11 protein-coding genes are annotated in these 14,356 nt (G+C 35.1%); 1 reads left to right on the top strand and 10 read right to left on the bottom strand.

Annotated features, from left to right (window positions below; all coding sequences use genetic code 11):
- Nucleotides 1-5: 5 nt before the first annotated feature.
- The 5 genes from TTHT_RS01010 to queC form a co-directional block, all read right to left on the bottom strand.
- Nucleotides 6-4,289 carry a proprotein convertase P-domain-containing protein gene (locus TTHT_RS01010; protein WP_201328179.1) on the bottom strand — a complete coding sequence of 1,428 codons (4,284 nt, stop codon included), beginning with the start codon at nt 4,287-4,289 and terminating at the stop codon, nt 6-8.
- Between the two features lie 285 nt (nt 4,290-4,574).
- Nucleotides 4,575-5,552, bottom strand: a complete 978-nt coding sequence (gene tsaD, locus TTHT_RS01005) for a tRNA (adenosine(37)-N6)-threonylcarbamoyltransferase complex transferase subunit TsaD (protein WP_201328178.1) — start codon at nt 5,550-5,552, stop codon at nt 4,575-4,577.
- Nucleotides 5,552-6,457 (bottom strand): bifunctional metallophosphatase/5'-nucleotidase, encoded by a 906-nt coding sequence (locus tag TTHT_RS01000; protein ID WP_201328177.1) that lies wholly within the window; start codon nt 6,455-6,457, stop codon nt 5,552-5,554. The genes tsaD and TTHT_RS01000 overlap by 1 nt, the downstream gene beginning before the upstream one ends.
- Nucleotides 6,454-7,197: a 5'-nucleotidase C-terminal domain-containing protein gene (locus tag TTHT_RS00995; protein WP_201328176.1), complete on the bottom strand. Its 744-nt coding sequence runs from the start codon at nt 7,195-7,197 to the stop codon at nt 6,454-6,456. The genes TTHT_RS01000 and TTHT_RS00995 overlap by 4 nt, the downstream gene beginning before the upstream one ends.
- The gene (queC, locus tag TTHT_RS00990) at nt 7,194-7,889 is read right to left on the bottom strand and encodes a 7-cyano-7-deazaguanine synthase QueC (RefSeq protein WP_408033904.1); all 696 of its coding nucleotides are present in this window, start codon (nt 7,887-7,889) and stop codon (nt 7,194-7,196) included. The genes TTHT_RS00995 and queC overlap by 4 nt, the downstream gene beginning before the upstream one ends.
- A gap of 60 nt (nt 7,890-7,949) precedes the next feature.
- Between queC and TTHT_RS00985 the strand changes: the two genes are divergently transcribed.
- A complete protein-coding gene (locus TTHT_RS00985; protein ID WP_201328174.1) occupies nt 7,950-9,158 on the top strand; it encodes an O-antigen ligase family protein in 1,209 nt (402 codons plus the stop codon).
- On the opposite strand, the gene TTHT_RS00980 is transcribed toward TTHT_RS00985, so the two are convergent.
- From TTHT_RS00980 to TTHT_RS00960, 5 genes are read right to left on the bottom strand one after another with little or no spacing between them, the layout of a single operon-like run.
- Nucleotides 9,066-10,388, bottom strand: a complete 1,323-nt coding sequence (locus TTHT_RS00980; protein ID WP_201328173.1) for an O-antigen ligase family protein — start codon at nt 10,386-10,388, stop codon at nt 9,066-9,068. The two genes, TTHT_RS00985 and TTHT_RS00980, sit on opposite strands and share 93 nt — an antisense overlap.
- Entirely contained in the window at nt 10,354-12,048 is a 1,695-nt protein-coding gene (locus tag TTHT_RS00975; protein ID WP_201328172.1) for a hypothetical protein, read from the bottom strand. The genes TTHT_RS00980 and TTHT_RS00975 overlap by 35 nt, the downstream gene beginning before the upstream one ends.
- Before the next feature lie 13 nt (nt 12,049-12,061).
- Complete coding sequence (locus TTHT_RS00970; protein WP_201328171.1) at nt 12,062-12,559, bottom strand: hypothetical protein; 498 nt, start codon at nt 12,557-12,559, stop codon at nt 12,062-12,064.
- Entirely contained in the window at nt 12,552-13,700 is a 1,149-nt protein-coding gene (locus TTHT_RS00965) for a GumC domain-containing protein (RefSeq protein ID WP_201328170.1), read from the bottom strand. The genes TTHT_RS00970 and TTHT_RS00965 overlap by 8 nt, the downstream gene beginning before the upstream one ends.
- Nucleotides 13,700-14,296: a fumarylacetoacetate hydrolase family protein gene (locus TTHT_RS00960; protein WP_201328169.1), complete on the bottom strand. Its 597-nt coding sequence runs from the start codon at nt 14,294-14,296 to the stop codon at nt 13,700-13,702. Before TTHT_RS00960 ends, TTHT_RS00965 begins: the two co-directional genes overlap by 1 nt.
- Nucleotides 14,297-14,356 lie beyond the last annotated feature (60 nt).

Below are 14,356 nucleotides of genomic sequence, written 5' to 3'. Positions count from 1 at the left end.
AAATCTTAGAAGGTAAACTCAAGTTTCCATCCATCGAGAGTACCTGTATCATACTGGGCATTATCAGAAACTTTTAACTTCCATGTACCATTAATCTGAATTCCATCTGATGCAGTAACTGTATAGGTTTGATGGATATCATCATCAGAACCACCTTCCCTGTCGCTTAAAGTTGCTGTAGCACCGTTTGGAGCAACTAAAGTTACAATCAAATCGCCTATATAAGTATGAGTAATATCAACTGTAACCTTAATCTCGGTAACAACTGCGCTGTCTGGAACATTGATTGATGATGTTATACCAGTTGCGTTGTTATCCGGAATTGAGATTGGAGTATCTGAGCTTACATATGTGTGAGTTGTTGGAGTTGTTCCACCATCATCGCCACCACTATCTGAAGAATAAGTTGCTTTTATTGTTAAGCTCCAACCATCAATTGTACCAGTATCATATGTTGCATTATCAACAACCTTCAATTTCCAGGTGCCTACTGCACTCTTACCGTTAAATTCTGTTGGGGTATAATCCTCATGTATATCATCCGCAGAACCACCGGAATTCTGCCTCAAGGTAACAGTTGTACCGTCAGGCCCTATCAGGTAGAGAGTAAGGTCTCCAACATAGGTGTGGGTAATATCAACATGTACCGTAAGTGACTGAATATCAGTACCATCAGTTATTTCAAGGGTACTAATTACACCATTTGAATCGTTATCAGGTATTGATTTAGGAACATCTGTTGAAGAGAAAGTCCTTGTATCAACTGTGCCGCTATTGTCAGCAGGGTTAACTGTAACAGTAACAGATGCTGTTGCTGTGCCTCCATCTCCTGTCGCTGTTAAGGTATAAGTTGTTGTGCTTGTCGGAGAAACAGTTGTTGAACCATCTACTGTTGAACCGTCGTAAACAGTGTTCCCATTACCATCTTTAATTGTTACGCTTGTTGCGTTGGTTGTCTGCCAGCTTAATGTTGAACTTTCGCCTTCAGTTATAGTTGTTGGATCAGCTGTAAAACTATCAACAGTTGGCGCAGGTGCTGGTGCTGAATTAACAGTAACAGTTACAGATGCTGTTGCTGTGCCTCCATCCCCAGTTGCGGTTAAGGTATAAGTTGTTGTGCTTGTCGGAGAAACAGTTGTTGAGCCATCTACTGATGAACCGCTGTAAACTGTGCTTCCATTTCCATCTTTGATTGTTACGCTTGTTGCGTTGGTTGTCTGCCAGCTCAATGTTGAGCTTTCACCCTCTGTTATTGTTGTCGGATCTGCTGTGAAACTGTCAACTGTTGGAGCAGGTGTCGGAGTAGAACCTGAAGTTGAAACAACAACATCATCAACATACCAACCTGTTTTGTTAACAGATGAGTCACAGGCCATCCTGAACCTGATAATAACTGTATTTCCTACATAAGATGAAAGGTCAACAACAACCTGAGTCATTGTGCCAAGGCTTCCACCTGTCCATGCACTTCTACCAGCAATTGGAGACTGATAACTTGTTGAAATTGTACCGTTGTATCCACCCTGAGTTATGTGGCTTCCTAAATCTGTAAAAGTTGAACCACCATCTGTTGAAATTTCAATTACAGCACCATCATAGGTATTTTCAAGTTCGTATGTGTGATAGAAGGTCAATGTTGCTGTTGAAGCATTCCTTAAATCAATTTCATAAGTATCAATAGTATCGTCTTTTATTGAACCCTCATCTGCACTGAACAATGCGTGGGAACCTGAGTGTACATAGCTTGTGGAAACTATTGCCCACGGAGTTGAACCATCAGGATGTTTTGTCCAGTTACCATCGCCATTTTCCATATCATCACTGAAGTCTGTTGGCATCTGAGGTTCTGCTGTTGTTGTAAAAGAGTATACATCGCTCTGGCTTTCATTTCCTGAAGAGTCTGCAGATTTAACCTTAAAATAGTATGTTGTTTCCGCATTTAATCCTGTTATGTTAACACTATGTGAAGTTGTGTAACCAGATGAAGTTGCCTGCTGGTTTAAATTTGAAGATGAGGTTCCATAAACCACAACACTTGAAGCAGATTCATCTGTAGTCCATGTAATTGTAGCACTATCGTAGGAAGGATTTGCCTGAACATTTGAGATTACAGGTGGAGTGGTATCAGGTGCAGATGTCCCAAATCCACCGTGCATAGCTATCGCAAAAGGCTGCGGTCCGTATGGAACATTGTAACCTTTAACTGTAACTGTATATGTTCCAGATACTGGATTTTCAATATCTACTGTTTCAACATTGTTTGTTCTGTCAGCGCCGCTTAAATGATTTGGATAGTAAACTGTTCCATTGGGAGCAGTTACAGTCAAATCAAGGTCATTAACAAGCTGCTTGCTTGAAGAGGTTGATGCAGGATAGTCTGTCCATACCAAAGTTATACGGAGAGGAACAGAAGTATCAGCAACATCTACAGTGTATGTCTTTGTATCACCAGTATTCAACCCTGAGGTTTCATCAAAGTATTTTAATTGTACCGGTGCCTGAGGCATTAAAGCATTGGCAAGGTCAACTCTTCCCCAACCTTCAACATTGTTAGGTCTTTTTGTCGGAATTTCCTGCCCGGCACCTGTACCGTACTGGCCAGGATAAATATCATAAGCCCCATTCATCAGAGTTGCCTTAATTAATGCTGAGGAGGGAGTAATACCTTCATGCTGTTCAAAAAATTCTCTTGCTAAAACAGCAGACCCAGCAGTCAACGGGTTAGACATAGAAGTTCCACCTTCATATATATACCAGTCATCATATGCACCCCATCCTGTGTCTGCATTTGGATCCTGAGAACGAACTGAGATAATCATTGTTCCTGGAGCAACTATGTCAGGCTTAATTCTTCCATCATCACAAGGTCCCCTTGATGAGAAAGCAGCCATACCATTTCTATTATCGTTTAAATTATCACTATTAATAGGATCTGCAGGATAACTGTCAGGCCAACCCTGTCCCCATGTATAGGTGGTAGCATTAATATCACTCTCAGTAGCACCTACAGTTATACAGTTTTTAGCAGTTGCAGGTGAACCTATTGAATCAAGGTCAATAACACCATCCCTATCTGAATCAACACCTTCATTTCCTGCTGATACTGTAATAACCATATCCTTGTGATTCCATGTAAACTGGTCAACCTGCTGAGAGGAAGAATCATACTGGCCAGAAACTGCTGCACCCCAGGAGTTTGAGTGCACCCTTGCGCCATCATCATAAGCCTGCTGGAATAAATCATTCAAATCAGCAGGGAGTCCACCTAAACCACCTCTTGAATCAAGCACAGACTGTTCAACAAGCCTTGCATTATAGGCCATTCCCTTAAACTGTCCATTGCTCTTAGCACCATTTCCAAGTACAGAACCTGCTGTATGTGTTCCATGTCCCTGGTCATCTGACCAATCATTTGTTCTGCCAAGTGCATATGCAGCAACAATTTTATCGTTATGGCCGTCCCCATCTAAATCCTGGAAAAAGTCTCTATGAATTGAATCATAGTCACCAACATCAAGACCTGTATCACAAACTGCGGCAATCTGAGTTGAACCAGTATAACCGGCATCCCAAACAGGGGCAACATTCATAATATCAGAAGCCTGATGATTTTTAGCTCTCTCTAAGGCTTTTTTATCCACATAAAATTCAATGTGAGGAGATTCTACAGAATAAGGTTTTGGAGCAACATATTTTTCAACCCACTTAACCCCAGGCAAAGATGCTATGTGAGGTAATATTCTTGATGAAACTTTAGCGATTACTGCGTGCTGCCAGCTTGAAGAATCTGCCTTTTCTAAAACTGCACCTGCATCCATCAAAGCAAATTCAGCTTCTTTTTTAGAGATTACAGGATAAAAGGTAATCCTCACTTCCACTAAAGAATCAGACTTTGCAAGAGGAATCAACGCAGGCTGAACCCTAAATGCAGGCTGAAAAATTCCCTTATAATCCAATGATGCCAAATTCAGAGAATCCATCTGCCCTTTGTTTGCCCAAACAATAAAAGCATTATCTGGGATATAATCAAAAATCTTTATTCCTCTTTCCTCCAATGCCTGTTTGATTTCAGTTGTTATTGGAGTTTTAAATTGAACAATATAGAGCCTCGGCTCATTTGCCGGGTATTCGGCGATATAAAAGTCATTGTGACTTCTCGCCTTTAACTTCATAACTCCAGCTTCATTTGAAGCTGATGTGTTAACATCACCAATTCGCAAATGCAACACACCGGCAAAAGAGGTTAATACAAAAAATAGACCCGTCAGAAAAACAAATGTACGTTTCATGCGCCCTCCCAAAAAATTGAAAAGAAGTTATTAACTTTTCTAAATATATTGTTTTTTCTTTTTGATTTTCTTAACAAAAACAACTTATAACCTCTCCTTAGCTTGCTTATTTATTCTAATACAAGTTGCCATATAACTAATGTTTTCAAAAAACCCACATTGAGTTGTATGCATTTTACACCTTTTAATTGAGGCAAGTCAACAATTTTTTTAAAAAAATGCAAAATTTTTTTACGGCGTAATTGTATGATTATAAAGGGATAGTATTATTTTTAATAAAAAAACTTAAAAAAACAAAGTAGGGAAGCATTCCTGATGCAGTTCAGCCTTTTGGCCTTTCCTTTCAAAAGCAAGGGAAGCAACCATTGCGGCGTTATCTGTGGAAAATTTAGGAGAAGGAACAAAAAACTTTTCCCCAAATTCATCCTTAAATCTCTTTCTTAAATAAGAATTTGCAGAAACTCCCCCTGTTAATAGAATAGATTTTGCAGGAAATTCTCTTTCAAAGCGTTTTATTTTTTTTATAAGTATATCAGCAACTGTTTTCTGGAAACTTGCAGCAAGATTTTCAATATTTAAATCCTCTTTTTCCTTTTCAATTGTTCTTAAAAGAAAAGTTTTAATTCCAGAAAAACTCATATCGTCGCTTCCATCACTCATTTTAGGAATTGGAAGTTTATATGTAGGTTCTCCCCTTTGAGCCAATTTGTCTATAATCGGACCTCCCGGATAGCCTAAATTAAGCATCTTTGCAAATTTATCAAATGCCTCTCCTACCGCATCATCTCTGGTTTTTGCGAGAAGTTTAATCTCCTTTTTCTCATTTAAATAAAAAAGATGAGTATGTCCACCTGAAACAACAAATGCCATAGCAGGTAATTCAATCTTTTCGCCGTATTCAATAAATGCACTTTGAATATGGCACTCTATGTGATTTAAAGCCACAAAAGGAATATTTGAAGCAAAAGACAACCCCTTTGCAAAGGAAACTCCCACAAGCAAAGCCCCTAAAAGCCCTGGCCCCACAGTAACTCCTATTAAATCAATATCATTAACACTTACTTTAGCTTCTCTTAATGCTGTCTGAAAGACAATGGGTAAGTTTTTAATATGTTCCCTTGATGCAAGTTCAGGCACCACCCCACCGTAAGGGGCATGAACTTTTATTTGAGACGATACAATACTTGACAATACCTCTCTGCCATTCCTTACAACCGCAACAGAGGTATCATCGCATGAGGTCTCTATTCCTAAAACTATCATTAAACCTTATACTTTCCTGCAAGAATATTCTTTTTCTTAGAGAAATTATCAAAATCAATGATTATATGCCCAAGCCAAACACCTGCAAACCCAACCTGGGTAATTAAAGTATTCCAGCCGTCTTTCGATATAACATTTAAACCACCGTCAAGAAAAGTATGGGAATGACCACCTATAATTACATCAATTCCAGATACCTGCTCTGCAAGTTCAACATCTCCTATGTCGGTTTTGTACGCAGATATTCCCAAATGGGAAAGGCAAATCACTAAATCACAGTTTTTTTCTTTTCTCAAAAAATTAACCATCTTTTTTGAAACACTTACAGGGTCAATGTAACTTACGCCCTTGTGGTTATCCTCTGTAACAAGGCCTTTAAAAGCTACAGTTAAGCCAAATACTCCTATCTTTTTGCCCTTTCTAACATAAATTTCATAAGGCTTTACCCTTTTTCTTAATATCGGATGTGTAATATTAAGGTTTGAAGAAACTATTGAAAAGTTTGCATACCTCATTGCTTCGGCCAACTTGTCAGTTCCATTGTCAAAATCGTGGTTTCCCAAAGTAGCCGCATTGTAACCTAATTTACTCATTAACTTATAATCAAGTTTTCCTTCGTAATAATTAAAGTAGGGGGTTCCCTGAAAAACATCTCCTGCATCAAAAAGCAAAATATTTCCATACTTTTTTCTAAATTTTTTAAGCATTGTCTGCCTTTTTGCATACCCACCCATCCCCGGAAATCTCTTGTCAGTTAAAGGAAAAGGCTCAATATGGGAATGAACATCATTTGTGTGAAAGATATGGATTACCGATTTTTTATTAAACAGATAATCCGGCCCTGCAAATGCTGTTGCTGTACCTAAAAAGAAGGCTGTCTTTATAAAATCCCTTCTGTTAATCATTGTAACAATATCCTTCCCTCTATTTTTTCATTAATTTTTTTATGCTTTTTAATGTATTCAATAATGGCATCCCTAAGCAAAACCTTTGTATCTTTCACCAATTCACCCTTTTTCATTGCAGGCATACTTCCACCACCTTTATAAAGATAATCAATTGTTGCAACCTTGTATGTTTTATAATCTTCAACCTGTTTTCCATTTACATAGGCATCAATAAGGCCGTCTGTCACATTTATTGTAAGATTTGACACTGGCTCTCCCCTGTTTTCAACAATCTCCCTGATTAACTCTAAAAAATCCTTGCCTGAAAACTTCAGAATTACAATTCTGTTTTGAAATGGCATTAAATTGAATGCGTCTTTTACCTTAATCTTACCTTTATAAATAGGTGCTCTTAAACCTCCACTGTTTGTAATTGCACAATCAACATCTTTGTCAAAGTGCCTTGCTGTATCAAAAATCACATCTGCAACAAAGTTTCCTAAAGTAGACTCAGGACTACCTTTAACCAGGTCAACCTCGGCATAGCCAATTACTGTGTTCATCTCTTTTGACAACTGGTCTTTGTAAGGTTTGATAATATCTACAATCTCTTTGTCTTCCGGGATATCTTTTGAAACATCGGTATGGTACCATTGGACTTTAGTACCTTGCTTCTGTTTATAAACAGTTTCAGGTTTTGATATACAAGAAACAGACAATATCAGAAAAACAAGCAATAAACTTAAAAGTTTTTTCATAGCTCAATCCCTTCCGGATATTTTAACGGGTCTTTGAAACCCGCCTCTTTAAATCCTTTAAGTCTCAATTTGCAGGAATCACACTTCCCACATGGGTTGCCAGATTCATCAGGGTTGTAACAACTGTTTGTAAGTGAATAATCAACCCCCAAACTTATTCCCAACTTTATTATTTCAGATTTTTTTAAATCAATCAAAGGGGTATGTATTTTAAAAGATTTTCCCATATCTGAATACTTTGTTCCAAGTGTAATTGCCTTCTCCATTGCTTTAATAAACTCTGGCCTGCAATCAGGGTAACCACTGTAATCAAGTGCATTTACCCCAATAAAAATATGCTCTATATCATTTACCTCGCAAAACCCTGCTGCTATTGACAAAAAAATGGTATTTCTTGCAGGCACGTAAGTGATTGGAACCCCTTCCCCAATTTTTTCCAGGGGGACATCCGGCACATCAATGCTCATATCAGTTAAAGCTGAGCCTCCTATAATATTTAATGATAAAGGGAATATAAAATGTGTGGCATTGTACCTTTTAGCAAGAGCCTTTGCTTTTTCAAGCTCAACTTTATGCCTTTGCCCATAGTCAAAGCTTAAAGCATAAGGCTTAAAGCCATTGTCAACTGCAATAGCAAGGCAGGTTGCAGAATCTAAACCACCGCTTAAAAGTACCAGACATTTATTCATAATATCTCCTTTTCTCACACTTTTTTATTTTAAAACACAAAACAAACCTTTAAAATAGTTTTTATGAAGAAAGATAAGTTTATATATTTAACCCTTTTGATTTTAGCATTTTCACTTCCCCTATCAATAACTGCCTCACAAATACTCTCCGCCACTCTCGTGTTTTATGTTTTTTTTCAGATTTTAGCAAAAAAAGAATTAAATCAACCGTCTTTCCCTCATCCTATCCTTCTCGCTCTGTTTATGCTTTTCCCTTTAATTTCTTTTTTAAATGCGGAAAATATTATTAAAGCGGTTGTATGGTATAAAAGACATTTATACATTGTTGTATTACCCTCTCTAATTCCTTTGTTTGCTTTACATAGAGAAAAAAAGGGAAACTTTTTTAAAGCATTTTTTTTAGGGGCTACCCTATCCTCAATTTTTGCCATACTTCAGCCATTCTGGGGATTAAAGCTTGAAAAACCTTTTAACCCCCACACCTATTATATTTTTGCAAAAGGGTTTCTATCCCATCCACTTACATATTCAGAAACAACATCTTTTGCAATTGTTTTAGGATTTTACTTTTTTTTAGAAAACAAAATATCAAAAAAAGAAAAGTATCTAACTCTTTTCTTTTTAATCCTGAATTTCTTAGGCCTTGTTTTTTCAAGGGAAAAGATGCCTTTGATAGCAACAATAGTAATTTCAATAAGTTATTCTTTAATTTATGCCTATAAAACTGAAAACATGAAAAAGGCTTTAATAATAATTGTGGTCTTTGTTCTAATTCTTGCTTTAATCCCAAATAAAAAGAAAATATTCTGGCGCTTTCAAAAAGAAAAAGTAGCTTTTAGCTTATCATTAAGGAAACAAATATGGGGGAAAAGTATTTCTTACTTCAAATCACATCCCTTCATAGGTATAGGGTTTGGAAACTTTTATACAAAAACAAAAAAGTGGGATGGAAGTGGATTTAACAAACTGTACCACGCCCACAGCAACATTTTTGAGCTTTTAGGAACAACTGGAATATTAGGCTTTTTAATTTTTTATCTTTTTCATATATCAATTTTGAGAGATTTAATAATTTCTCTAAAAAACAAAGATGATTTTTTCTTTAAACTTACAATACTTTTGATTTTTCTCCTCTACCACATTGAGGGATTAACTGAATGTACATTTAAGGATACTGAATTAAACCTTCAAATCTTTTATTTCCTGGCTATGTTTTACTCTTTCTTTTACCCTGATATAAAACATAAAAACAAAACCGGCGAAAACCATTAACCACCTTAGATGAATCATTGAAAAAGAAGTCATATGGTATAACTCAACAAAAAGAAATGACAGAATAAATGGGGTATATTCGTTTTCAAGTCTTGTAATCTTTATTAACCTAACTGCACAGAAAGTTAGATATCCTAAAAACAAAGTTATGCTTAAAAATCCCAATAATCCACACTCTACAAAAAATTCAAGAAATAAATTGTGGGGATACTTAAGGTAATGGTATCTTGCAAACCCTCCCAATCCTATTCCTGTAAACCAGTATTTTGAAATCAACTTTAATGCTATTTTATAAAGTACCATTCTTATGGAAACTGATAATCCCTTATGCCTGCCAAATAGCATAAAAAACCTTCTGAATGAGTCAGGAGAAACGGTGAACACAACAAGAATGCTTATCACAACCGTTGCAGCAAGAACAATAAAATAGATTTTTTTGTCCTTCAAAATATACCAGCTGTAAATTAAAAGCACAAAAAATGAAAAAAGTATTGCGCCCCTTGAGTTTGCTTTAAACAGCATTAGTAAAGAAACAAGGGTAAGGGAGAGAAAGAAAAGTTTTTTAAAAAATCCCTTTTCGTTTAGAAAGAGGTATATATTAAAAATGAAAGATATTCCCGCCATTTTTGCAACAGGAAGATAATGCTGTCCAGCCTCTTTCAATGCCCTGTAATCCTCATAGTAAAGGAAGATAGCAAGGCAGAAAACAGCCCCGAAAAAAGCAAAAAAGTGTATCAGTTTTTTCAAATCTTTGTCATCAAACAACCTTGGAATATAGAAAAAAGGCAAAACAACAATAAAGAACCTTAAAAACTTCTCAAGCCCGTAAGTATAAGATTTGGAAGAGGTATTTAAAAAAGCGACAATAACAGAGATAGCAAGAAACAAAACAACCCCGTCAAAGAGATAGATTGAGGGGAATTTTCTTTTGTTAAAAGCAATGTGAAGCATTAACCCTAAAACCAAAAATGCAAAAAACAGCAGAGTCATATCTATTGATTTTGGTAAAACATTTAAGTATGTACCTTTTATTGCCGCAGCATAGGTGACAAATACAAGAAAAATCTCTATATTAACAAGGGCATAAATAGCAGAAACAATAAGCCCAATAAGTGCAAAATCAGCAATAATGCCTTTTTTTCCTAAAAGGAATAGCGTAAAAAAACAAAGAGAAAGTAATAACGCCGCTATTTCATCAAAACCCTTTAATTTCAAGCCCTGTAATTTCAACCTCTCCTCCGCTTAAATAAAAATTAACCCCCGGTGCGATACATTTACCCCCCGCAACATTTATATAAGGGGTGAAAACCCTGAAATAGGGAGATTTTGCCAGCGCAAAATAATAGTCTCCCTGTTTTACCCACCTTAAACCTAAATCGTCAAAACCATTCTCCCTTTTCCTGTGCAAAAAAGGAAATATCTTTGAATTATCTGAAACCAAATCTGCCTTAAATTTTAAAACTATCCATTTTTTACCTTTAACATTAATATAACAGGAATCTTTTTTCCACACCTTATTTTTTGCAAAGGCAAAGGCAAAGCCTTTGTTTTCAGAAAAAACCTTAATCCTTCCTTTTTCAAAAGAATACCCCCCTTTCCCCTTTGCATATTTTTTATGTTTGTAAAAGAAAACAGGGATTTTCTCACCATTCCATTTAAAGACAGTTTCTTTCTTTTCTTTTAAAAGATAAATATTCTCATAATTTATTTTAAAAAGAGAACAATGGTAATAGGTTTTCAAAGCCTTAACAAGAAAGGGGTATTTAAAAATATTAACAACCTGCGTATCTGAAGCAAAAGGGTCAGGCCTGTATGGCATTAAAATATGGGTAAACTTATGTTTTTTCAAGTATTCCATTGCACTATAAACATCTTTAATTTTGTAAAAATCTGCTAAATCAGGGTCCATTAACTCTTTGCCCTTTATACCTTCGTTATAGAAAAAGAAGGAAGGCAGATGGTCAATAAGCACCTTCTCATTGCCTTTGAAATTTTTATCTATATAATTTTTCATTTCTCCATACCAGAAAACCTTTTTGTAAAATGGGTTTGCAAAAAGCAGGGTGAGACAGAGGTTTACAAAAACAAGGTAATAAAACAAAATTCTAAAATGCTTTTTTTCAAGTAAAGGTGCAAAACCTAAAACCAAAACGGGAAAAATTGTAAAAACATACCTGTAAGTCATTATAAAAATTCCACCCTTTAAAGGGGAAAAATGGAAAAAGAGATAAATTCCAGCAAATAAGACAGAGAGTTTTACCATTCTATCCCGTTTAAAGTACTTTAAAAGAGATGTTAAATAAAAAGCAAAAGACACAAAAAACGACAGGGCAAAGTGCTTAAACTGAAAGAAAAAGTTGAAATAACCGTTTAATAATCTGTTTTTAAACCCAATCAAATGCCTTTCTGCAAACTGGTAATCTATAAAGTGTTTACCTATTTCTCCGTAATACCCTAAAAGGTACCCCCTTGTATCAAGGGAATGAAACTTGAAAATATTTATCAAATACTGAAATCCTCCTAAAAAAAACATTGAGGAAAAAGCAAAAAAATGTTTTTTAAAATCAAGCTTTTTATCCTTCCACACCTCAGCAAAGAATAAAGCGGGAAGCACAAGAAGCCCGATTGAGTGGGAAAAGACGGCAAAGCCACCTGAAAACATAACCGGCAATGAATTTAAAGGATACTTAGCTATGTAGTAAAGGGAAAAGGCAAAGAAAAGCATTCTCATACTTCCTGTAAAGTTTGCCCGTGAAAGCTCAAAAAATCCGGGAGTAAAAGCGACAAAAATCAAAACAAAAATAGCTGGTAAAATGCCATATTTTTTTTTAAAAAAACCAAACAGAAAAGAATTTAAGAAAAGGTAAAAATAACCGCCAACATAATACATAAAAGAATTTAATTTAAAAAGATATAAAAAGGAATAGATTAAAGGCAATACCGGGGGGTGATAAAAGTATGAAAAAATAGGCCGCAAAACATTTTTTTTCAACAAAGGGATAATGTGACAAAGACGAGTATTTGAATACAGTTTTGCCAATCAAAGCATAGCTTAACGGGTCGTAATCTGGATAAAACCTTGCCGTAAAAACAAAGATAATTGAAGAGACAAAAACAGGTATTAAAAACCATAAATCAGGTTTAAACCTTCCCTTTTCCCCATTTTTTGAGTAATAAATAAATGAAAAAATAAAAAATAAGATTGAGGAAGTCAACAGAAAAATCCTGTAAAAAGTGTGTGAGTTACCGGGAAACAAAAGGTAAAGGTAATATAGCAAACAGGCAATTGACGGAAGTGTAACTGAAAAAGAAAAAATAACTGGAAAATCAATACCTTTTTTTAATGAAAGGAATAAAAAACTAAAAAAAACTGCTAAAAATACAACTATGCCGCTAAGCATACAACTTTCTGTAATACCCTATGGCAAGAATGTACAGGAAGTCAATTAAAAGCCCAAGGAAAATACCTGCAACAATTGTAATTGGAAGCCTGGGAAATACAGGTTTTTCAGGAACAATCGGTTCACCTATTACAGCCATCTCCTTGGTCTTGCCTGCAATTTCAATCTTAATATTCATAAATTCCATTACAAGGTTTGCATAGGCTTTCGACATTGCAATAAAGTTGTTATATTTTTCAAGATAAGCAAATTTTTGTTTGTCATACACAGTTTGTAACTCTTCAATTTTTTTCTTTAAAGAGTCTAAATTTTTAATCTTTTCATTTTTCAAAGTTTGGTAATAGGCTATATCTTTTTTGATTTTCAATTTTTGATTGTCATAGGTTGCAGTTTTTAATTTGGTTTTCAATTCAAGAATCTTTTGATTTATTTCAAAAATTGAAAGTGACTCTTTTATTTGAGCATTCAGGTTATTTGTTGAAACAATTGCTTTATCAGTTAAAGTGGAAAACTCAGTATTTGTATATGGAAGAAAATAGCCGTTAGAGTAAACTGCAAGTGTGTTTCTTGCCAATTCTATCTCTTCAGCATTTAAAAAAACCTTGTTTTTTTCAAGGAAGTCTTCAAGCTCTCTCCTCGCATCCTCATACTGCTTTCTTGCAATTTCAACCTGATTTTCCGCAAACCTGTAACCTGACTTTATCTCTTTTGCTATTATATCCTTGTTTAACTCAATTACCTTTTCTGCAACCGCCTTTGCAATTTCGTAACTCATTTTTTTATCAGGGAAGGTTACGGTTAAAACTATAATTGCAGTATCCTCAACAGAAACAACATCAAAGCACTCTTTAAACCTGTCAAAATCCATATCAAACTTTTTGTTTATATTGAGTTTTTTATAAGCGTAATGGTAAACAGAATCGTTGTCTATAAAGTTTAAATAAGTGTCAATATCCAACTTTTTTCCCTCTAAATTCCTTCTTATCATCTTTGATTCAAGCACCATAAATGTCACATTTGTTTCGTAATAGGAAGGTATTACAAAATTTGCAATTACCCCAACAATTAGGGCACCTATTAAAATCCACAAAACAACTTTTTTCTTTTCAAGCAAAATTTCAATAAACTCTTTTATCTCCATTATTTCACCTCGCTTATAACCTCTGAAATTAGTTTACCTTCCAATTTTATCAAAACTTTTAAAATATCCCCTTTTTTTACCTTTCCAACCCCAGAGGGGGTGCCTGTAAAAACAATATCCCCTTCTTTTAATCCAATAATTTTATCAAGGTAATCAAAAAGAAAATCAATTTTGAATATAGTTTGGGTGTAATTCCCTTTCTGTTTCAATTCCCCGTTTAAATAGGTTTCTATAGAAAGGAAATCAAGTTTTTCTTTTTCTATTTTTACAAAATTTTTATTTAGCACAGTTGAATTTTTAAAGCACTTTGCCTCAAACCATGGCCAGCCTTTTTTCTTTATCTCATTCTGAACATCCCTTGCAGTGTAATCGATCCCGCAGGAAACGTGATAGTAGCCATCTTTTGAAAATTTAAAAACCATCTCACCCTCAAAATGAACCTCATTTGAGTGAAATGGAAGAATAATATTATTATCTTCACTTAATGTTGACAAAGGCTTACAAAAAATTAGCGGTTTTTCAGGTACTTCGTTATTTAATTCCTTTGCATGCTCAACATAGTTTCTTCCTACAAAGTACATATTTTTCAAATCCATACTTACCTCTATAATTTATTTTCTTATCTATCTTACAAAAAAAGGTTGATATCAAAAAGA

This window comes from Thermotomaculum hydrothermale, assembly GCF_016592575.1.
GTDB lineage: Bacteria > Acidobacteriota > Holophagae > Thermotomaculales > Thermotomaculaceae > Thermotomaculum > Thermotomaculum hydrothermale.
The sequence above is the reverse complement of the archived record's forward strand: the minus strand, read 5'-3'. Positions and strand labels throughout refer to the sequence as shown.